This window comes from Stenotrophomonas maltophilia (assembly GCF_013464485.1).
GTDB classification, from domain to species: domain Bacteria; phylum Pseudomonadota; class Gammaproteobacteria; order Xanthomonadales; family Xanthomonadaceae; genus Stenotrophomonas; species Stenotrophomonas maltophilia_AW.
Genome location: NZ_RAUX01000032.1, coordinates 61292 through 82164 on the forward strand (window position 1 = coordinate 61292; position 20873 = coordinate 82164).

Genomic DNA, 20873 nt, shown 5'->3' on the forward strand with positions numbered 1-20873 from the left:
CCAGCCATGTCCGATTCGCGTTCCCCGCACTGTTTCCATGCCGCCCACGCCCTGCTGGCCGACGGCTGGGCCCGCGATGTCCGCCTGCAGGTGCAGGACGGCCGCATCACGGCGATCCACACGGGGCAGGGCGCCCAGCACGGCGACACCTGCGTCGGCATCCTGGTGCCGGGCCTGCCCAACCTGCACAGCCATGCCTTCCAGCGCGGCATGGCCGGGCTGACCGAGATCGGCGGCGGTGACGGTGACAGCTTCTGGAGCTGGCGCGAGCTGATGTACCGCTTCCTGGCCCATCTGCGCCCGGACGCGGTGCAGGCCATCGCCGCCCAGGCCTACATGGAAATGCTGGAAAGCGGCTTCACCCGCGTCGGCGAATTCCACTACCTGCACCACGACGCCGATGGCCATGCCTATGCCAACCGCGCCGAAATGAGTGCGCGGATTGCCACTGCGGCCGATCAGACCGGCATCGGGCTGACCCTGCTGCCGGTGTTCTATGCACATGCCGATTTCGGCGGGGCGCCGCCGAATCCGGCGCAGCGCCGGCTGATCCACGATGTGGACGGTTTCGCGCAGCTGCTGGACGCCGCGAAGCCGTCGTTGGCCGCACTGCCCGACGCGGTACTCGGCATTGCCCCGCACAGCCTGCGTGCAGTCACCGGCGAGGAATTGAGTGCATTGCTGCCGCTGACCGACGGCCCGGTGCACATCCATATCGCCGAGCAGGTGCGTGAAGTCGAGGCCTGCCTGGCCTGGAGCGGCCAGCGTCCGGTGCAGTGGCTGTACGACAATGCGCCGGTGGATGCGCGCTGGTGCCTGGTGCACGCCACCCACATCACCGACGATGAGCGCGCCGCCATCGTGGCCAGCCAGGCGGTGGCCGGCCTATGCCCGATCACCGAAGCCAATCTGGGCGACGGCCTGTTCCCGATGCAGGCGTTCGCGCGCGAGGGTGGGCGCTTCGGTGTCGGCTCCGATTCCAATGTGCTGATCGATGCGGCCGAAGAACTGCGCCTGCTCGAGTACGGCCAGCGGCTGACCCTGCGCGGGCGCAACGTACTGGCCCCGGACGCCACCCGCAGCACCGGTCGCTTCCTGTTTGAAGGCGCATTGCACGGTGGTACGCAGGCGCTGGGCGTGGCCGCTGGCCTGCAGGTCGGTGCCAGTGCCGATCTGGTCGAACTGGACGCCGCGCACCCGGCGCTGCAGGCGCGACAGGATGACGCATGGCTTGACAGCTGGGTGTTCGCCGCACGTAATGGCGCGCTGCGATCGGTCTGGCGCCATGGCCGCCAGTGCGTGGCCGACGGCCGCCACCTGCAGCGCCAGGCGATCACCACCGCCTTCGCCGCCGCCCTGAAGGGCGTGCTGGGCTGATCGCCTCCGCCACCGGGACCCCATTACGTGAAGGCCAGCAAGTCCGCCACGCTCAACCAGCGTATCCGCAGCGATCTGGAAAGCCGCATCCTCAGCGGAGAGTGGGCGCCGGGCTTCCGTATTCCGTACGAACACGAGCTGATGGAGCAGTACGGCTGCTCGCGGATGACGGTGAACAAGGTGCTGACCGCGCTGGCCGAGAGCGGCATGATCGAACGCCGCCGCCGCGCGGGTTCGTTCGTGGCGCGGCAACCCCCGCACCTGGAGCAGGTGGCGCTGGAGATTCCCGATATCGCGATGCAGGTCGGCTCGCGCGGTCATCAGTACGCCTATCGTCTGCTGCAGCGCGACCTGCGCCTTGCCGATGCCGGCAATGCCGGTGAAGTCGAGCTGGCCGGGCAGGAAAACCTGCTGGCGATGCGCTGCCTGCATCTGGCCGATGGCCGTCCGCTGGCGCTGGAGCATCGCCTGATCAGCCCGGTGGGGGTGCCGGAGGTGTTGGAGGTCGACTTCAGCACTACCGCGCCGGGCAGCTGGCTGCTGCAGAACGTATCGTGGACCCGTGCCCAGCACCGCATCAGTGCCTGGGGCGCGGATACTGCCACCGCCAAGCTGCTGGACGTGAATCCCGGCACCGCCTGTCTGGTGATCGAGCGCTTGACTTGGCGAGGCGAACAGCCGATCACCCGCGTGCGCCAGGTGTTCCTGGGGGATGCCTGGGACCTGGTGGCGCGCTTCGCGCCTGGGGCGCGGTAGGGTCGTATCCACGCGTGGCGTGGATCTACCAAGGGGGCGCGCATCGGGATTCAGTAGATCCACGCCATGCGTGGATGCTGGTTCCAATCAATACGTGGCGCATTGCCGCCAGCGCACCGGCTCATCCACGCCGGGGCGGGCGTTGAGCTGGATGCGCACGTTGCGCAGGGCGGGGTAGTGCAGCACTTCCTCGCAGACCTGCGGCCAGACCTTTTCCAGTTCGCCGGTGCGGTTGATCGCCAGGGTCTGGCGGGTCAGCCAGACGCCACTGGCGATGCCGGGCTTGCCGGCCAGCGCGCGCGACAGATCCGTCTGGAAACGGTCCAGCGTGGCCGCATCCGGATTCGGGTTGCTGCGCGCATCGAGGGTTCCCGGCGGGGGCAGAGGTGCCATGGCGGCCGGCATGGTCACCGGAGCGGGTTCGCGGGCCGGTTCAGCGGCCACGGTCGGGGTGGCCGGCGCCGCAGCAACAGGCTCGGCACGGTCCACATGCAGGCCCTGCAGACCCACGCCCACCAGCAGGCCCAGCGTCACCGAGCCCAGCGCGGCGATGGCGATCCGGCGCAGCGCTTCGTGGCGCGCACCAGCACGCACGCGCGTGTCGATGTCACCCGGCAGATAGGGCTGCAACAGCGGCCACAGGCGCGGGCCGTCCAGCACTTCAACGGCCTGCTTTTCGGCGGCGGCGCGACCGTCGCGTTCGATCCGCCCTTCGGTCAGCAGTACGCCGCCCCTGGCGCCGGCCAGCCGCGCGGCGGCACCCAGCTCATTCACCGCTGCAGTGCCGATGCGGTAGGCCAGGCCGTGCTTGCATGACACCAGCCACTGGTTGGGGCCATCGCTGAGCAGGAAGTCGCTGCTTGGCTCGCGGGATTCCTCTGCCGGGTCGTTCAGTTCGCGCAGACCGCGCTGCTCGCGCAGCATGCGCTTGACCAGCACCGAGAACTCGCGCCAATGCATGCCGGCCAGCGCCTGCAGGCCGAGCTGCATCTCCTTCTGGCGCCGCTTGATCCACCACAGATAGACAACGGCCAGGGAACACACAAGCAGGGCCGACAGCAGGGCCAGGATCCAGGGGAGCATGCAGGAGGTGCGCGGAAGGGGCGAATGCGGAAGACAACAGTGTAAAGGCCGCACTGTCCGGCTGGGTCAGGAGGTTCCTGACAGGAAGCGTGATGGAACGCTCAGAATGGTGTACGGCGGGCATGAAAAACCCGCCAATCCTGAAGCCGTGAGGGGAGGGAACAAACGGCAGCCGAAGCGATTGGCGGGTTGCTCGCGATTGTCAACCAAAATTTATTGCATTGCAACAAAGATCGTCAGGGCACGCTGTCCGGCGATTGGTGGCTCCCCGGCGCGGGGGCATCAGCGCCCGAGGCGGCGCGGTTCTCCAGCTTGGCCAAGCGCGCATGCAGGGCATCGATGCGGGCTTCAAGCGCGGTCACTTCGTCTGCAGTGGGTACGTGCAGGCGCTTGAGCACGCCCTGTACCTGGTCGTCGAAGGCCTTTTCGACCTTGTTCCAGGTGCCGGAAGCCTTTTCGCGGGCCTCGTCAAGCGAGGTTTCCACGTTGTCGCGCCAGCCCGGTCCCTGCTCGGCGTTGCGTTCGCGGCGGCGGGCTTCCCAGGCTTCGCCTTCCTTCACCAGGCCGTCGAAGAAGCGGCTGCCTTCGGCCTGCGCACGGCCAAGAGCGCCCAGGCCGGCCAGCCAGACCTGCTGCGCCGAGTCACTCAGCTTGCGCGAGAAGCGCTCGGCCTGGTCACCGAACGAGGCGTCGTCGTTGCGGCGGTCATCGTTTTCGTACTGGTTCATCGCACTTCCCGTGGGAGTTGGGCCTGTCCCGAGAGTAGCGCGCGTTGGCGTTGCACGGCCGTGACGGCCGCCGCCGGGGTTCAGCCCAGCTTTTCCTTCAGCACGCGCTGGATCTCGCCTTCGACCATGCCCTTCATCGCCGACAGCAGGAAGCCCAGCTTGGCCGTCACGCGCACGGCGCCCGGCTGCAGTTCGATCGCGCCGTCCACGCCGCTGCCGGAGAAGTTCAGTACGTCGGCGGTCCAGGACGACTTCAGGCCGAAGCGCTCGGACAACTTGGCGGCAACCTGTTCGATCGCGGCGCGCGCCTGTGCGTCGGGCAGGGCGTGGGCGTGGCGGACATCGATGGCGGACATGCAGGCTCCTGGCGCAGGGCGGGGATGATCAATGAGGGCGAGCATTGTGCGCATCGAGGGCCTCCGCGCCAAGCACTCATCGTGGGTTCTTCTTCGTTGGCGGCCAACCTGCTAGGCTGCGCCGCGTGCAGAACCTGCTTGTTCACTTCAGTCAACAACAACAGCCCGACCAGCCGCTGCGGCCCGGGGTGCAACGCATCGTGCGCCAGGCCAACGGCAGTGTGCGGCTCGGTGACGCCGGCCACGGCGCGCTCCTGCTGGCGCAGTTCTGCATGGACGATCGCGGCCTCTGGCTGCAGGTCGGCAACGGTATCCGTGGCATCCACGTGAATGGTCGACCGGTGCGCCGCATGGCCCTGCTGCGTGCAGGCGATGCGGTGTATGTGGACGGCGTGGAGATGGTGCTGCAGGGCGAGGTCGAGAGCCTGTTGCAGGCGCCTTCACCGAAGAACGACGACGGCAGCGATGAGCAGCAGCGGCTGCTGCGTGGTGTCGGCGGTCTGCATCATGGCCGCAGTTTCACCCTGTCGCGGGCCCGCCTGGTCGGTCGCGGCAGTGAGGCCGACATCGCCATCGACGATCCGGCCTTCGCCGAACAGCATGCCCGTGTGGAAGTGCATGGCGAGCGCGTGCTGCTGCGTGACCTGGGCAGTGCCGACGGCACCCGGGTCAACGGTGTGGCCGTGCGCCACTGCTGGCTGCAGGCGGGTGACCAGGTAGTGTTCGATGGCCAGCACCGGTTCGTGCTGGAAGTGCCGCATGACCCACGCCGACGCCCGCTGCCGGATGAAGACGAGTCCAGCCAGGACGCCGAGCAGGCGCCGGTGCTGCCGGCCGTGCCGCGCAAGGTCCGGCGCTGGCCGTGGCTGCTGGTCAGTGCGCTGCTGCTGGCTGCCCTGCTCAGCCTGCTGCTCTGGTTCGGCGCGCGCTGAACCCTGCGTCCGCCGGGTCCGCTCTGGTGGGTGCCGACCTTGGTCGGCACGCTCCTTCGGTGGGCATGACGCCTGACGGCGTACGCCGACCAAGGTCGGCGACCGCCGGAGCATTGCTGCGGGCCAATGGATTCCAATGAAACCAAATTTCCCTTGCGCCACAAGGCCGCAAGGCTGGTGCACTGCGGCATACTAGGGGTCTTGCCCCACAGGTGTGACATGACGCGCGCGTTCAACTTCAGTGCCGGCCCTGCAACCTTGCCGGAATCGGTCCTGCGCCAGGCGCAGGCGGAAATGCTGGACTGGCACGGTACCGGTGCCTCGATCGTGGAAATGAGCCATCGCGGTGCGGAGTTCATGTCCGTGGCGGCCGAGGCCGAGGCCGACCTGCGTCGCCTGCTCGATATCCCCAACGACTATGCGGTGCTGTTCCTGTCCGGTGGCGCCACCACCCAGCAGGCGCTGATCCCGCTCAACTTCGCCGCCCCCGGCCAGCGTGCCGACTACGTGGTCAGTGGCCACTGGGGCAAGACGGCGGTCAAGCAGGCCGGTGTCTACGTCGACGTCAACATCGCCGCCAGCAGCGAGGCCAACGGCTATCGCGAACTGCCGGCGCGTGCCGACTGGCAGCTGTTGCCCGATGCCGCCTACGTGCACATCACCGCCAACGAAACCATCCACGGTGTCGAGTTCCGTGATGTGCCCGACACCGGCAACGTCCCGCTGATCGCCGATTTCAGCTCGTCCATCGCCAGCGAGCCGCTGGACGTACGCCGCTACGGCGTGATCTACGCCGGTGCGCAGAAGAACCTGGGCCCGGTCGGCATCGCGGTGATGATCATCCGCCGCGACCTGCTCGAGCGCAGTGGCCAGCCGCGCGCGGACATCTTCGATTACCGCTCGCACGTCGCCCGCGATTCGATGCTCAACACACCGCCGACCTGGAACTGGTACCTGGCCGGCTTGGTGTTCAAGTGGATGCTGGCCGAAGGCGGCGTGGCCGAGTTCGCCAAGCGCAATGCCGCCAAGGCGGCGCTGGTATACGGCGCCATCGACGGCTCTGGCGGCTTCTACCGCAACGAGGTCGCACACGCCGCCCGTTCGCGGATGAACATCCCGTTCTTCCTGCCCGATGCCGAGCTCGATGCCCGCTTCGTCGCCGAAGCCAGGGCCGCCGGCCTGCTGGCGCTGAAGGGGCACAAGGTGGTCGGCGGTATCCGTGCCTCGCTGTACAACGCCATGCCGCTGGCCGGGGCCGAGGCGCTGGTCGCCTTCATGGCCGATTTCCAGCAGCGTCACGGCTGAGCAATGAACGGCGCGCACCGTTGGGTGCGTGCCCCGCAACAAGGAACTCCGATGGCAAGCAGCAAATCCAGCAAGAAGGCGCCGAAGAAGGCCGAACCGGCCAAGGACAGCGCGCCCACCAAGGCGAAGGGCAAGGCCAAGGCCGCCTCGAACCCGGCACCCACCCTGGCGCCGCTGGCACTGGCCGATGTGCGTTCGAAGATCGACCAGATCGACCGTGACATCCAGAACCTGATCGCCGAGCGCGCGCGCTTCGCCCATCAGGTCGGCAAGGCCAAGGGCAAGCTCGCCGCCGCAGTCGACTACTACCGCCCCGAGCGCGAAGCGCAGGTGCTGCGCATGGTGGTGGATCGCAACGAAGGCCCGCTCAGCGACGAGCTGCTGGTGCACGTCTACCGCGAGATCATGTCGGCTTGCCTGGCCCAGCAGGAGCCGCTGAAGATCGGCTACCTCGGCCCGGAAGGCACCTTCAGCCAGCAGGCCGTGCTCAAGCACTTCGGCCGCTCGGCGCTGGGCCTGCCGATGGCCAGCATCGAAGAAGTGTTCCAGGAAGTGGAAGCAGGCAACGCCGATTTCGGCGTGGTGCCGGTGGAGAATTCGGGGCAGGGCACCATCCAGATCACCCTGGACATGTTCCTGACCTCCAACCTGAAGATCTGTGGCGAAGTGGAACTGCGCGTGCAGCAGTACCTGATGTCGCGCAGCGGCCGCATCGAGGACATCGAGCGCATCTACGCACACCCGCAGTCGTTCATGCAGACCTCGGCGTGGCTGCGCGCCAACCTGCCGAAGGCCGAGAAGATCCCGGTATCCAGCAACGCCGAAGGTGCGCGCCGTGCGCGCAACGCCGACGACGCGGCGGCCATCGGCGGTGAGAGCGCCGGCCATGTGTACGGCCTGAAGAAGGTGGTCACCAAGCCGATCCAGAACGATGCCGACAACACCACCCGTTTCCTGGTGGTGGGCCGCAACATCTTCCCGACCTCCGGTCACGACCGCACATCGGTGCTGGTGTTCATCCATGACAAGCCCGGTGCGCTGTTCGACGTGCTCAGCCCGTTCGCCCGCCACGGCATCAGCATGAACCGCATCGAGTCGCGCCCGTCGCACCACGGCAAGTGGGAATACGGCTTCTTCATCGACCTGGCCGGCCACATCGACGACGCGCCGATGCAGGCGGCGCTGGCCGAACTGGAAGCGCACTCGGCGCAGATCAAGGTGCTGGGCTCCTATCCGGTGGCCGTGCCCTGAGTGCTGCTGCGGCGGCCACGGCCGCCGCTCCCTGATGCATCGCCGGCGCTGCCGGCGTTTACGGAATGATCGAACGATGAGCAACGCGCAACACTGGATCGCCCGCAAGGGCCAGCCGCTGCAGGGCAGCCTGACCATTCCCGGCGACAAGTCGGTCTCGCACCGCTCGGTGATGTTCGCCGCCCTGGCCGATGGCACCTCGCATATCGAAGGTTTCCTGGAAGGCGAAGACACCCGCGCCACCGCGCGTATCTTCAGCCAGCTCGGCGTGCGCATCGAAACCCCCAGCCCGTCGCAGCGCATCGTGCACGGCGTCGGCATCGACGGCCTGAAAGCACCGGATGCACCGCTGGACTGCGGCAACGCCGGTACCGGCATGCGACTGCTGGCCGGCCTGCTGGCAGGCCAGGCGTTCGATTGCACGCTGATCGGCGATGAGTCGCTGTCGGGCCGCCCGATGCGTCGCGTCACCGGCCCGCTGTCGCAGATGGGCGCGAAGATCCACACCCAGGACGACGGCACGCCGCCGCTGCAGGTGCATGGCGGCCAGTCGCTGCACGGCATCGACTTCGCCTCGCCGGTGGCCAGCGCACAGATCAAGTCGGCGGTGCTGTTGGCCGGCCTGTACGCGCAGGGCGAAACCAGCGTGCTGGAACCGCACCCAACCCGTGACTACACCGAGCGCATGCTGTCGGCGTTCGGCGTGGACATCGAATTTTCACCGGGCAAGGCCCGCCTGCGTGGCGGCCAGCGCCTGCGCGCGACGGATATCGTGGTGCCGGCTGATTTTTCCTCGGCGGCGTTCTACCTGGTGGCGGCCAGTATCATTCCCGGTTCCGAGCTGCGCCTGAAGCAGGTCGGCCTGAATCCGCGCCGGACCGGCCTGCTGCACGCGCTGCGCCTGATGGGCGCGGACATCACCGAAGAGAATCCGGCCGAGCAGGGTGGTGAACCCGTTGCCGATCTGGTGGTGCGCTACGCTCAGTTGAAGGGCGCGCGCATTCCGGAAGCACTGGTGCCGGACATGATCGACGAGTTCCCGGCGCTGTTCGTGGCCGCCGCCGCCGCAGAAGGCCAGACCGTGGTGAGCGGCGCGGCGGAGCTGCGGGTGAAGGAATCCGATCGTCTCGCTGCGATGGCCACCGGCCTGCGCGCGCTGGGCATGCAGGTGGACGAAACCGAAGACGGTGCCACGCTGCACGGCGGCGTGCGCCTGGGCAGCGGCACCATCGAAAGCCACGGCGACCATCGCATTGCCATGGCGTTCGCCATTGCCGGCCAGATCAGTGACGGCGAAGTGCGCATCAACGATATCGCCAACGTCGCCACGTCCTTCCCGGATTTCGATGGTCTGGCGCGCAGCGCCGGATTCAACCTGGCCTGATCGTGAGACTCTTTAGAGTCGAGCTATGTTCGACTCGAGGGTGAAGATTGCGATGAGCCGAGCATGGCTCGGCTCTACAATCGAGGCGACAGACAAAAGGACGGAGGCCGAAGCCTCCGTCTAAGCATCACGAACCCCTCGTCCGCGATCAACGCTGCTCGGTACGGAAATCCACCGGGACCCGCACCACGCTTGCTACTGCACGGCCTTCCTGCATCGCCGGCTGGAACTTCCAGTTCTGCACGGTGCTGAGCACCGCACGATCCAGGTCACGGCTGCGCTCGCCGCTGCGCGAAACGATCGCAGCGTTGGCGACATTGCCGCGGGTATCGACACTCAGGCTGGCGATCACGCTGCCCTGCACGCCACTACGCAGCGCAGCGGCGGGGTAGGTGGGCATGCGGTTGCTGGCCAGCGGGCGGGCCTCACGATTGCGCACTACCGGCGCGGCCTTCCGCGAAGCGCCAGCCGGGGCTGCCTGCCGCGCGGCAGGGGCCGCTGCATCCGTCACCACTGCCTGCTCGGGGGCCGGAAGCATGCGCTCGCCAACCGGTGCCGGTGCCACGTCTTCCTGGTTCGAATGACGCAGCCAGAGCAGGGCGGCCGCAAACATCGCCACGATCAGCGCGATCCACATCCAGGGCGACGTGGGCTTGTGCTGCAGGCTGGAATTCTGCTGCAGCTGCGGCGAATGAAGGTCTTCGTGGGTGGTGGCAGTCATCGCTAACTCCTTCCGTCAATGGACGACGTGGGAAGTGTTGCGCGAGCCATGGACGAGAAGTGTCAGCGTTGCGTCAACGCCACCGGCAGGGTTCAGTTTGCCTGCCGGGAAGCGTTCAGTTACTGCGTCTTGAAGTCGAACGGCACTTCAATACTGCCGGGAACGGCCTGGCCATTGTTCTGAGCCGGGGTGAAGCGCCAACGGCGCACGGCGTCGGTGGCGGCACGGTCGAGCTCGCGTGAACCGCTGCGCTGGATCACCGTGGCGTTGTTCGGATAGCCGGTGGCGTCCACGTCCACCCGCACCACCACGGTGCCGGTCTCGCCTGCACGCAGCGCGGCGGCCGGATAGGCGGGCGGCGGTGATTGGCCAGCGATCGGCATCGGCTGGCTGCTACCGGTGGCCGCCGGCGCAGGGCCCGGTGTGGCCGGGGCTGCTTCAGCGATGGGCGCAGGCGGCGGGGCGGTTTCGACCAGCTTCGGCGCTTCTTCCTCGACCGGGGCCGGCTTGGCATCGGGCATGTCGCTGGAACCGGCGGCAGCGGCCAACGGTTCCGGCAGGGGCTCGACCTGGGCGGTTTCCTGCGAGGTCTGCGCTGCCGGATCGGCGCGGAAGAACTCCTTGTCGCGGCCGGTCAGCCAGACCAGCACGAACAGCAGCACGCCCACCCCGAAGGCGATACCGGCGATCTTCAGGGCATTGCGCGGAATATGCACAGTGAACGACTTGGCGGACGACGAGCGGGGTGCAGACATGGACCGGACCAGTACGGAATGGCTCGATTCTGCCACGGCGGGAATGAACCGGGCGGCAGAAATCCGTATAACAAGCGATAATCCCATCCCTGATACCCACCACGACACCTGCCATGCTTGATCCAGCCCTGCTCCGCCACCAGCCCGCCGACCTCGCCGAACGCCTGCGCACCAGCCGCGGCTTCGAGCTCGACGTGTCTGCCCTGGAGTCCCTGGAGGCTGATCGCAAGCGCATCCAGGTGCGGACCCAGGAGCTGCAGAGCCTGCGCAACAGCCGTTCCAAGGCGATCGGCCAGGCCAAGGCCAAGGGCGAGGACGTTTCGGCCATCATGGCCGAGGTTGCCGCCTTCGCCGACGAGCTGAAGGCCTCGGAAGTGGCGCTGGACGAGCTGCGCGAGAAGATCGAAGCGATCTCGATGGGCATTCCGAACCTGCCGGCCGATGACGTGCCGGCCGGTGCCGACGAGAACGACAACGTCGAGCAGGCGCGCTGGGGTACCCCACGCCAGTTCGACTTCAAGGTGCTCGACCACGTTGAGCTGGGCGCCCGCAACAAGTGGCTCGATGGCGAGACCGCCGCCAAGCTGTCCGGCTCGCGATTCACTGTGCTGCGCGGCCCGATCGCGCGCCTGCATCGTGCCCTGGCCCAGTTCATGCTCGACCTGCACAGCGGGGAGCATGAGTACCAGGAGACCAACGTGCCGGTGATCGTCAATGCCGACAGCCTGTACGGCACCGGCCAGCTGCCCAAGTTCGAAGAAGACATGTTCATCACCCAACTGGGTGAGCAGAAGCGTTACCTGATCTCGACCTCGGAAATTTCGCTGACCAACATCGCGCGCGACGAGATCCTCGACGCCGAGCGCCTGCCGCTGCGCATGACCGCCCACTCGCTGTGCTTCCGTTCCGAAGCCGGCAGCGGTGGCCGCGACGTGCGCGGCATGATCCGCCAGCATCAGTTCGAGAAGGTCGAGCTGGTCTCGATCAGCCGCCCGGAAGACAGCGACGCCGAACACCAGCGCATGACCCGCTGCGCCGAAGTGGTGCTGGAAAAGCTGGGCCTGCCGTACCGCAAGGTGCTGCTGTGCACCGGCGACATGGGCTTCTCGGCCATCAAGACCTACGACCTGGAAGTCTGGCTGCCGTCGCAGGAGACCTACCGCGAGATTTCCTCGTGCTCGAACTGTGGCGACTTCCAGGCCCGCCGCATGCAGGCCCGCTGGCGCAACCCGGCCACCGGCAAGCCGGAACTGGCGCACACCCTGAACGGCTCCGGCGTGGCGGTCGGCCGCGCGATGATCGCGGTGATGGAGAACTACCAGAACGCCGACGGCAGCATCACCGTGCCGGAAGCGCTGCGCCCGTACATGGGTGGTCTGGAATCCATCGCCTGACCACCGGCTCAGGTGGGTGCCATGCTTGCATGGCACCGAATCCACGCCATGTGTGGATGAATTTCGCGATTACCGCATGGCCCGCACCTTCTCCAAAGGCACCCATCCCGGCTCGCCCGTCTCCGGCACGCACCACGCCCAGCCATTGAGCGTGCGCTGCCCACGCAGCAGCTGCCCGGGATCCACATCCAGCTCCCGCGCGCAGTAATCCTCGGTGGCAAACGCGTCACCCTGCGCAGTGCGACCGATCACCGGTGCCGGTACGAATCCGGGCTGCTGCCCCTCGGCCTCGCACAGGAACCAGTCCTCCCAGCCCTCCGGGCCTTCATAACGTTCGCCCACCACCAGCGTCTGGCCGCGGCGCAGGGTGATCGGGTGTGGAAATTCGCTGCGGTGCGCAGTGGTCACGATGTAGTTCATGACCCACTGTACCGTTTCCGCCGGGCATGGCCCGGCGCTGCCATCCCGATCCGGTAGCGCCGGGCCAWGCCCGGCGGGCGGGAATCGGTCCGCAAAAAAACGGCCCCGCATTGCGGGGCCGTCAGGGTGGGCCGGGATGGGGGAGGGGATCCCGGCCCGCGTTCAGCGCCTCGACGAGGAGAGAGCGGCGCCGAACGATGGAACGCGTTACGCGGCGACCGCTTCAGCGGCCTCGTGCGACGGCAGTGCCGCCAGCGCGCCGGCGATGGCGTCTTCGCGGTGCTGCGGCGAGTAGGCGATGCCCTCGGCACGCACGAACTCGATGTCGTTGATGCCCCAGAATGCGAACGTCTGGCGCAGGAACGGCTCCTGGAAGTCGGCCGGCGAGTCGGTGTAGATGCCGCCGCGGCTGCTGACCACGATGACGCGCTTGCCGCCGGCCAGGCCGATCGGGCCGTTCTCGGTGTACTTGAAGGTGCGCCCGGCCACGGCGACGCGGTCGATCCAGGCCTTCAGCGTGGACGGGATGCTGAAGTTGTACATCGGCGCGCCGATCACCACGATATCCGCCGCCAGGAACTGCTCGAGCACCTGTTCAGCATCGGCCGCTTCTGCTGCGTCCGCCTTGGCGAGCGAGCTGCTGCGCAGATGCGGTACCGGATTGGCGTCAAGATCGCGATAATCGACCTGCAGGCCTTCGACCTGCTGCTTGAACCGGGCCACCACGGCGGCGGTCAGGTGGCGGGAGACGGAGTTCTCGCCAAGCACGCTGGCGTCGAGATGCAGAAGCTTCATGGCAGTCACCTATGTTCTGGAAGGAAGAAGCGGGTAGGCCCCGCCGACGGAGAGAACGATAGGTTGTTGCAAAGGCGGGATAAAGGTGATTGAATGCCACTTATTGTTCTAGATATGGAACTCGGGCATGCATGACCTGAATGATCTGTACTACTTTGCGATGGTGGTCGACCACGGCGGATTTGCCGCCGCCGAGCGCGCGCTGGGCATCCCCAAGTCGCGCCTGAGCCGGCGCATCAGCCAGCTGGAGACCGACCTGGGCGTGCGCCTGCTGCAGCGCTCCACGCGCCGTTTCGCGGTCACCGACGTCGGCACCAGCGTGCACCGCCACGCGCAGACGATGCTGGCCGAGGCGCAGGCTGCGCGCGAAGTGGTGGACCGCCTCAGTGCGGAACCGCGTGGCGTGGTGCGTGCCAGCGTCCCGGTCTCGCTGGCGGAGATGCAGCTGCCCAAGCTGCTGCCCAAGTTCCTCGAGCAGTACCCGAAGGTGCGCCTGCAGCTGAACATCAGCAACCGCCGCGTGGACATCATCAATGAAGGCTACGACGTGGCCCTGCGCGTGCGTTCGCGCCTGGACGACGACGGCAGCCTGGTGATGCGCAGCTTCGGCCAGGTGCAGGAACTGCTGGTGGCCAGCCCGAAGTACCTGGACCGCGCTGGCCGTCCGAAGGACCCGGAAGAGCTGACCCAGCACGTCACCCTCAGCATCAGCGAAGACGAAGCACGCCAGCGCTGGGAGCTGCACGGGCCGGAAGGCGAAGTGCGCAGGGTCGACCTGCAGCCGCGCGTGGCGGGCTTCGACTTCCCGCTGCTGCAGAGCATGGTGAAGGACGGTTTCGGCATCACCATGCTGCCGGAGACCGTGTGCGCCGATGCGGTGCGTAACGGCGAGCTGGAAGTGGTGCTGCCGGACTGGTCGCTGCCGCAGGGCGTGTGCCATGCCGTGTTCGCCTCGCGCCGCGGCCTGCTGCCGGCAGTGCGCGTGTTCATCGACTTCCTGGCCGAGCACCTGCCGCCGCAGCTGGAGGCCTCGCGCCTGGATTGCGGTGGCGCCTGCGAGAAGGCCAAGGAGCGAATCAAGGCCAGTGCGCTGGGCGCGTTGGCAGTGGATGCGGGCTGAGAGGGATGAACGGTAGCGCCGGGCCATGCCCGGCGTTGCTGTATCCGGCGCCGATCACTTCCGCCCGAACAGCCGGTCCCAGAAGCTGCGTCGCGGCGCTGTCACCGGTTCTGGCCGATCCGGGATGACCGGCGCTTCCAACACCGCCATCAGTTCGGCGCTGCGTGGCTTCTTCAGAAAGCGCGCGTACTCCAGATAGCTGGTGACCCTGCTCATGTGCAGGCGCTCGGGCATCGCCGGCAGTGCAGCACCCTGCAGCAGCACCCGCAGCGCTTGCGGCCGATCCAGACGGATCGCCTCAAACAGCGCGGTGCCACCGCACCCGGGCTCGATCTGGTTGGCGCGTTGCGGTGCGTCCTTCAGCAGAGCACGCAATGCGTCGGCATCATCGCGTTCGACGGCGGCCACCAGCCGTTCCAGCGCTTCAGCTTCTTCGGGTGGAAGGCTGTCGCGATAGACCTGGTCGGCGATCTCGCGCTCGTCGCGACCGTCGCCGCCCTGGATGCACAGGAAGTCGGTCACCAGCGCCACCGGAATGCCGGAGGTATCCAGCGCCCAATAGCTGGGATAGACACCGTCGCCCCAGCCGCTGGTGAATACGACCAGACCGTGCGGTGAGTCCTCGCCCCATGGACGGTATTCGGCGCCTTCATCCAGGCCGTCGTGATCAATCAGCGCTTCCGACCACGCGCTGCCTTCGTCGCCATCGGCCTGTTCGATCAGGGCCAGCAGCGCCCGCTGGGTGTCGGTATCCATGAAGCAGCCGATGCCGGCGTCGACCGGATAGCCGATGAAGCTGTCCTCATCCAGGCCGGTCAGGTCCTGCGTAGTCCAGCGCGCCATCTGCCAATGGAGGGCAGATGCAGTGAGGGCTTCGCGGGGCTTGAACCAGGCCACGGCCAGTGCCGGGCGGCCGCTGTGCACGATGATCTCGACCGGATGACGGCCGGCCGGAGCGGTGTAGTCGGCCAGCGCCGGTGCCTCGGCTTGGACCAGCGGGTCGCAGACCACCAGATGCCCGCTGCTGACCGGCAGGTGGCCGGCAAGGGTGCGGTGCAGGGCCACAGCAGCCAGCTGGGTGTCGTCCAGCAGGGTGGTGCGCAGGTTGGCCAGATCGAGATGGGCCATGGTGGCTCCGATTGTGGTGCAGGCCCCACCGTGCCGCATGCGCAGGACAGGGGCAAGGTGGTCTTGGGTAAATGCCCTTCACGTGCGAGAATACGCCGCTGCCCGGGCGACCGGGACCCGATTGGAGAGATGGCCGAGCGGTTTAAGGCACCGGTCTTGAAAACCGGCGAAGGGTCAAACCTTCCGTGGGTTCGAATCCCACTCTCTCCGCCATAACGCAAACGCCCCGGAAGGGGCGTTTTGTGTTTCTGACAGACTGTGGCCCCTTGGACATTCAAGCTGCTGGCTTGCACGTGAGGTCACCTGCTCACCCCCGACGGCCCACCCTTCGGCTTGTTATGGCACAACGGATAACTCGAACACGAGCGGAAAGCCCCATGCGGCCCATTCCGCTCCACGAACACCCCCACCTTGCATACCGGGCAGCGTTCTTCATTGATGACCACGCCCGACAGGCTCGTCACTTCCACCACGCCGTCCTGCACCAGCTCATCCAGGAACGGCGAGTGCCTGCCCTGCAGGGTGAACATCGCTACCGAGCGCCGCGCACGCGTCAGCGCCACATAGAACAACCGTCGCTCTTCGCCCAGGGGGAAGGCATCGCCTTCGGGCATCGCCAGCGAAAGTACCGGATCATCCGAGCGCAGGCTCGGGAAGCCACGATTCACCATGCCCGGCAGAATCACATAGTCCGCCTCGCGCCCCTTCGAACGATGCGCGGTCAGGAATTCGATCTCCATCGTGCTGCCAAACGCGGTCTTCCAGTCCGCAGGCAAGGCACTGCGCTCATTCCGGTAGCGACCCAGAATGAACACCGTCACGCGACCGGTGCGGCCGCGAGGCAGCGCGCCGGACAGCAGTTGCTGGTGCAGCGTGGCCAGGTACTGGCGAACTCCGTCCTGCACTTCCTCACGGCGGGCCAGCTGGAACGCCTGCAGCACCGGACCCACCGCCGGCGTCGCCGAGCGAACCGCCTTGGCCATCTGCGCTGGATTGCGGCGGATGAAGCGGCTGGAGACATCGCACAGCGCTTGTGGGCAGCGGAAGGTCTGTTCCAGCTTGAGTACCTGGCCTTGTCCCATCCACTCCGGGAAGCCGGTCATCACTGAAACATCGGCACCGGCGAAGCGGTTGATCGACTGCCAGTCGTCGCCCACGGCAAACAGATGGCGGCCGGGTTGACTGACCAATGCGCGGCAGAGGCGGGCACGGGCGCGTGAAGCATCCTGGAATTCGTCGGCCATCACCAGCTCGTAGGGTGATTCATAGTGGCCCTGTTCCAGCAGCCCTGCGGCCATGTTGAGCATGTCTTCGAAGTCGATGCCGCGCTCGTCGGCCAGCGCGTTGTCCCACGCCTGGAAGACCGGCCCGGCGATCTCCAGGAAGCGCCGGTGTCGTTCCTTGAACTGGTCTTCGGGCATCTGCCGCAGGCGCCCGGCCATGTCCTCCAGCGTCAGGCAGTTGCTCTTGGCATGGGCGATGAACGTGCGCATCAACCCGATCAGGTCCGCGTCCGGCATCGGCTTTGCGCCCTGCTCGGGAAGCGCGCGGTCCGGGTTCGGGTCCAGTTCGACATCAGACTCGCCAAGCGCCTGGGCCAGGTGCTGCAACGCGTGGCCGCTACGAAGGCCAAACGAGGTCGTTTCCACCAGTGAGGTGCCGCGCGCAGCATGCTGCTGGCGCTTCCAGTGCATGCCTTCACTGTAGTTGGCAAAGTGCTTCGGCGGCTGACCGTCGGCATCCAGCGCAAAGTGCTCGTGATACAGCGCGGCGTCGGGATAATAGAAGTCCGGGCGATACTGTCGGTGGGTGTCGGTCGCGGTATCGAACTCATAGCGCCGCTCGTAGTCGTAGGCCACGCCGTTGTAGAACAGCCAGTCGGCGATGACGCATTCTTCCAGGCTCTTCACCCGTTCGCCCTGCAGCGTGCGGATGTAGGGCGTGCCGTCGCGGTCGTAGCCATCGGCCAGCATCTCGGCGCCGAACGGGGGAAGGTCGCGGCCGAACACCAGGCGGAACATGTCCCACTGGGTGCGGAAGTGGCTCGAGCGGTCCTTCAGGTCGTCCACCAGTTCGGCGAGCTTGTTGAAGCCCTGCGTGGCGTCAGTGGCCCAATCCGGGATATCGGGCTTGCGCCCCGTGGCCTTGGCGATGATGGCCAGGCCCAGCGCATGGAAGGTCCGCGCTTCCACCACGGCATCGCCCATGCCGAGCCGCTGGAACGCGCGCTGCGCACGCGCTTCCAGTTCCTCGGCCGCGTCCTTGTTGAAGGCGAGCATCAGCACGCGCTCGGGTTCGACGAAGCCGCGATCAATGGCGTAGGCGGCCTTGGCAACCAGGGTGGAGGTCTTGCCGGAGCCGGCCGAGGCCACCACCTGTACCCGGTTGTCGAAGCAGATGACCGCGCGCGCCTGCTCTTCGGTCAGTGGCCTGCTCTCGACATGGTCCAGCAGGTCCTTGGCCAGCACCAGCTCGCGCTGGGTCATGGCCTCGTTGGCCTCGGCCCAGGCAGCGGGCCAATCCCGATGCCAGTCATTGAGCGCTTCCAGCGCGGTCAGATGGCGGCTGGAGCGCAGGTCGTCGTGCACGCCCGCATCGAGAAACAGTCTCTCCAGCTCATCTGGGGAGAGTGGCAGAGCCGGCCGCTCAGCCAGCAGCGCCTGCTGTTGCTCGTGGGTGATCCAGCGGCGGCTGGCGTGACCCCGATCGGTCAGCGCGTCCGCCGCGCTCAGCCATGACTGGATCTGCTCCAGGATCTCCTCAAAGAGCGCCTTGCGCCCGCGCGTGGTGCGCGCAAAGAGCACGTTCTGGACAGCAGCCGAGAGGTGGGACGCCTGGCGGTTCGGCAGGCCATCCACGGACAGCGTTTGGCCGTCCTCGGTCTGCAGCGCCACCTTGGCCCAGAACACGCCCGGAAGCACCCGCACGCGCTGGTCGTGATCCATGCGCTGCGAGTACTGCCGGCCCCCAATCAGAAGCTCGACATGCTCGCCATCCAGCCGCAGTCGCCAGTCCGGCGAGCGGGTCACACGCTGGCCCCATCCCGAGGGGCGCCATTCCATAGACATCCAGATACTGCCTTGCGTACGTCACTGGGCGTAAAGCGCCCTTACAGCCCCATGATAAGGGGGCTTGGTGCCGTGCGCAGGACGTCTGGCTGGGCAGGCCAGCTGCCAGCGGTGGCGTTGCACCACCGCTGACGTAACAGGCGTCAGGCGTTCACATCCACCACGATCCGTCCGCGCACCTTGCCCGGAATGATCTGCTCATAGACGTCCAGCACTTCGGCAAGCCCGATCTGCTGCACCGTGCTTTCCAGTTTCTGCGGGTCCAGATCGGTGGCGAGGCGATCCCAGGCGCGCTGGCGAACCTCCTGCGGCGCATTCACCGAATCCACGCCGGCCAGGGTTACGTTGCGCAGGATGAAGGGCAGCACCGAGCCATGCAGTGCATCGCTGTGGGCGAGGCCGCAGGCCGCCACGGCGCCGCGGTACTTCGTCTCGGCGATGGCATTGACCAGCGTCGGGCCGCCGGCTACATCCACCACCCCCGCCCAGCGCTCGGCACTGACGGGTCGGTCGCGCGGTTCTGAAAGCTGCGCACGGTCGATGATCTCGGCTGCGCCCAGGCTATGCAGGTACTCGGCGTGTTCCGGGCGTCCGGTGGCGGCCACGACCCGGTAACCCAGCCTGGAAAGGATGGCCACGGCAATCGAACCCACGCCGCCGTTGGCTCCAGTCACCAGCACATCGCCCTTTTCCGGAGTCACGCCCGCGTCCTCCAGCGCCAGCACGCACAACATGGCGGTGTACCCGGCAGTGCCGATGGCCATGGCATCGCGGGTGGTGAGGTTGCCGGGAATCCTGTTCAGCCATTCGCCGCGCACGCGGGCGCGCTGGGCCAGGCCACCGTGGTGGCCCATGCTGAGATCCCACCCGTTCAACACGACTCGGTCACCAGGCTGGAAACCGGCATTGCTCGATTCCAGCACTACGCCTGCCAGATCGATGCCCGGAATCAACGGGAACGCCCGGATCACTGGACGCGTGCCGGTGAGGGCGAGCGCATCCTTGTAGTTGAGCGTGGAGTACTCGACCTGCACCAGCACGTCGCCGTCCATCAGGGCCGCTTCATCAAAATCGACCAGTTGCGTGGAAACGCCGTCGTCGGTTTTACGGGTCAGTAGTGCCTTGAAACTCATGGAAGGGCCTCACGTTCAGTGGATGGGCCCATGCTAGGCTCGCACCGTTATCGCAACAAGAACGATGTTTTTTCATAGGTACTATGGTTTTCCGGAGTATGCATGCGTAGCAGGCGTTGGGATGGCAAGAGCGGTTGTGCCGTGGAAGTCACGTTGTCGGTGATGGGCGGCGTGTGGAAGCCGATCATTCTTTTTCACTTGATGGCCGGCAAGCGGCGTTTCATGGAGTTGACGCGGCGGGTACCCAACGCCACCCAGTCGATGCTGACCAGCCAGCTGCGGGAACTGGAGGCCGATGGGGTCGTGATCCGCCATGTATATCCCGAGGTGCCGCCCAAGGTGGAATACGAGCTTTCCGAATTCGGGCGCACGCTGGTGCCGGTACTGCTGGCGATGCGGGAATGGGGTGAAACCTATCGCGGTTACCAGAGCGCGCGTGGGGAGAGCTGAAGGCTGGGCGCCGGCGAGGTCGGAAGTGCGGTGAAGTTTCTGCCGCAGCGATTCATGCGATCGTGCTCTGTGCCGCGCAGACCATTGGCCCTTCGCTCATGACGGGGGCAGCGGAGATGGAGGCACCTCCCCACAGCTCACCACGACAGGCTTCAACTCGCGGCCATCGGCGGGTTGACGCAGGTGGAAGCAGGCGCTGAATACACGCTTCTGTCCCACTGCTCCATTCTCTGGGTTGTCTGGCGTATATCCGGAAAGGACCACCTGGTAGTACGCGCCCGCCTGCAGCGGCGGGGCAGGGCTGGGTCCGGAGCCATAGGGTATGCACTGGTCGGGTGCGAGCGAAGGCTCGGGAATGGGCTCTTCAATGAAGACGCGTTCCCACATCGGGTAGAGACCCTGCCCAGCAGCGCTCAGTCCGATGGAGGCAATCCCAGGCGGCGCGGATCGAATCTCGCGCGTGTCAGGAACACCAAAGCACAGCCTGCCTTCAGAGGTGCTGACCGTGGCCTCCTGGTAGCGCCCGGGAGGCGATGAACAGCTGGTCAGCGTTGGCAGCAGTAGAGCCAGCAGCATCCATGCTTGCAGTTGCTTCATAGGGTTCCCCTTTAGGGTCTTCGCTACCTGTCTTCCATTCGCACAAGTTGTTACCCGGCAGAGAGCGCGGTCGAACAATCCGATACGACGGGCTTTATAACCTTTCCGCTCACTTCCACC

Annotated in this window: 20 protein-coding genes and 1 tRNA gene; 10 read left to right on the forward strand and 11 right to left on the reverse strand. The window is 66.6% G+C overall.

What is annotated here, in order from left to right:
* The first annotated feature begins 6 nt into the window (after positions 1-6).
* Both D7Y61_RS14755 and hutC read left to right on the forward strand, forming a co-directional pair.
* Complete coding sequence (locus D7Y61_RS14755; protein WP_180867159.1) at positions 7-1377, forward strand: formimidoylglutamate deiminase; 1371 nt, start codon at positions 7-9, stop codon at positions 1375-1377.
* 27 nt (positions 1378-1404) lie between these two features.
* Positions 1405-2133 (forward strand): histidine utilization repressor, encoded by a 729-nt coding sequence (hutC, locus tag D7Y61_RS14760; protein WP_180867161.1) that lies wholly within the window; start codon positions 1405-1407, stop codon positions 2131-2133.
* Positions 2134-2220: 87 nt separating this feature from the next.
* Here hutC and D7Y61_RS14765 read toward each other — a convergent pair whose 3' ends face one another.
* The 3 genes from D7Y61_RS14765 to D7Y61_RS14775 form a co-directional block, all read right to left on the reverse strand.
* The gene (locus D7Y61_RS14765; protein WP_180867163.1) at positions 2221-3216 is read right to left on the reverse strand and encodes a restriction endonuclease; all 996 of its coding nucleotides are present in this window, start codon (positions 3214-3216) and stop codon (positions 2221-2223) included.
* Positions 3217-3452: 236 nt separating this feature from the next.
* Positions 3453-3944 carry a phasin family protein gene (locus D7Y61_RS14770; protein ID WP_180867166.1) on the reverse strand — a complete coding sequence of 164 codons (492 nt, stop codon included), beginning with the start codon at positions 3942-3944 and terminating at the stop codon, positions 3453-3455.
* A gap of 80 nt (positions 3945-4024) precedes the next feature.
* Positions 4025-4300, reverse strand: coding sequence for a polyhydroxyalkanoic acid system family protein (locus D7Y61_RS14775; protein ID WP_180867169.1), 276 nt, complete (start codon positions 4298-4300; stop codon positions 4025-4027).
* A gap of 125 nt (positions 4301-4425) precedes the next feature.
* Between D7Y61_RS14775 and D7Y61_RS14780 the strand changes: the two genes are divergently transcribed.
* The 4 genes from D7Y61_RS14780 (at position 4426) to aroA (ending at position 9172) form a co-directional block, all read left to right on the forward strand.
* Positions 4426-5232: an FHA domain-containing protein gene (locus tag D7Y61_RS14780; RefSeq protein WP_180867172.1), complete on the forward strand. Its 807-nt coding sequence runs from the start codon at positions 4426-4428 to the stop codon at positions 5230-5232.
* A gap of 219 nt (positions 5233-5451) precedes the next feature.
* Positions 5452-6537, forward strand: coding sequence for a 3-phosphoserine/phosphohydroxythreonine transaminase (gene serC, locus D7Y61_RS14785; protein WP_180867173.1), 1086 nt, complete (start codon positions 5452-5454; stop codon positions 6535-6537).
* Positions 6538-6588: 51 nt separating this feature from the next.
* Entirely contained in the window at positions 6589-7788 is a 1200-nt protein-coding gene (pheA, locus tag D7Y61_RS14790; protein ID WP_006452477.1) for a prephenate dehydratase, read from the forward strand.
* A gap of 76 nt (positions 7789-7864) precedes the next feature.
* Positions 7865-9172: a 3-phosphoshikimate 1-carboxyvinyltransferase gene (gene aroA, locus D7Y61_RS14795; RefSeq protein ID WP_180867176.1), complete on the forward strand. Its 1308-nt coding sequence runs from the start codon at positions 7865-7867 to the stop codon at positions 9170-9172.
* 148 nt (positions 9173-9320) lie between these two features.
* On the opposite strand, the gene D7Y61_RS14800 is transcribed toward aroA, so the two are convergent.
* Complete coding sequence (locus D7Y61_RS14800) at positions 9321-9893, reverse strand: energy transducer TonB (protein ID WP_180867179.1); 573 nt, start codon at positions 9891-9893, stop codon at positions 9321-9323.
* 119 nt (positions 9894-10012) lie between these two features.
* Positions 10013-10648 (reverse strand): energy transducer TonB, encoded by a 636-nt coding sequence (locus D7Y61_RS14805; RefSeq protein ID WP_180867181.1) that lies wholly within the window; start codon positions 10646-10648, stop codon positions 10013-10015.
* Between the two features lie 113 nt (positions 10649-10761).
* On the opposite strand from D7Y61_RS14805, the gene serS reads away from it, so the two are divergent.
* The gene (serS, locus tag D7Y61_RS14810; protein ID WP_180867184.1) at positions 10762-12042 is read left to right on the forward strand and encodes a serine--tRNA ligase; all 1281 of its coding nucleotides are present in this window, start codon (positions 10762-10764) and stop codon (positions 12040-12042) included.
* A gap of 69 nt (positions 12043-12111) precedes the next feature.
* On the opposite strand, the gene D7Y61_RS14815 is transcribed toward serS, so the two are convergent.
* The gene (locus D7Y61_RS14815; RefSeq protein ID WP_180867187.1) at positions 12112-12462 is read right to left on the reverse strand and encodes a ligand-binding protein SH3; all 351 of its coding nucleotides are present in this window, start codon (positions 12460-12462) and stop codon (positions 12112-12114) included.
* Positions 12463-12669: 207 nt separating this feature from the next.
* Positions 12670-13257 carry an FMN-dependent NADH-azoreductase gene (locus D7Y61_RS14820; RefSeq protein ID WP_180867190.1) on the reverse strand — a complete coding sequence of 196 codons (588 nt, stop codon included), beginning with the start codon at positions 13255-13257 and terminating at the stop codon, positions 12670-12672.
* Between the two features lie 127 nt (positions 13258-13384).
* Here D7Y61_RS14820 and D7Y61_RS14825 point away from each other — a divergent pair, with 127 nt between their 5' ends.
* Positions 13385-14377: a LysR family transcriptional regulator gene (locus tag D7Y61_RS14825; protein WP_180867192.1), complete on the forward strand. Its 993-nt coding sequence runs from the start codon at positions 13385-13387 to the stop codon at positions 14375-14377.
* Between the two features lie 54 nt (positions 14378-14431).
* Here the strand turns inward: D7Y61_RS14825 and D7Y61_RS14830 are convergent, their stop codons facing one another.
* Positions 14432-15505 (reverse strand): DUF4241 domain-containing protein, encoded by a 1074-nt coding sequence (locus D7Y61_RS14830; protein ID WP_180867195.1) that lies wholly within the window; start codon positions 15503-15505, stop codon positions 14432-14434.
* Between the two features lie 123 nt (positions 15506-15628).
* Between D7Y61_RS14830 and D7Y61_RS14835 the strand changes: the two genes are divergently transcribed.
* Positions 15629-15718 (forward strand) — tRNA-Ser (locus D7Y61_RS14835).
* 86 nt (positions 15719-15804) lie between these two features.
* Here the strand turns inward: D7Y61_RS14835 and D7Y61_RS14840 are convergent.
* Positions 15805-18567: a UvrD-helicase domain-containing protein gene (locus tag D7Y61_RS14840; RefSeq protein WP_180867284.1), complete on the reverse strand. Its 2763-nt coding sequence runs from the start codon at positions 18565-18567 to the stop codon at positions 15805-15807.
* A 149-nt stretch (positions 18568-18716) separates the two neighbouring features.
* Positions 18717-19706 (reverse strand): MDR family oxidoreductase, encoded by a 990-nt coding sequence (locus D7Y61_RS14845; protein ID WP_180867198.1) that lies wholly within the window; start codon positions 19704-19706, stop codon positions 18717-18719.
* Positions 19707-19808: 102 nt separating this feature from the next.
* On the opposite strand from D7Y61_RS14845, the gene D7Y61_RS14850 reads away from it, so the two are divergent.
* Positions 19809-20156 carry a winged helix-turn-helix transcriptional regulator gene (locus D7Y61_RS14850; RefSeq protein ID WP_180867200.1) on the forward strand — a complete coding sequence of 116 codons (348 nt, stop codon included), beginning with the start codon at positions 19809-19811 and terminating at the stop codon, positions 20154-20156.
* A gap of 96 nt (positions 20157-20252) precedes the next feature.
* On the opposite strand, the gene D7Y61_RS14855 is transcribed toward D7Y61_RS14850, so the two are convergent.
* Positions 20253-20753 (reverse strand): hypothetical protein, encoded by a 501-nt coding sequence (locus D7Y61_RS14855; RefSeq protein ID WP_180867202.1) that lies wholly within the window; start codon positions 20751-20753, stop codon positions 20253-20255.
* Positions 20754-20873 lie beyond the last annotated feature (120 nt).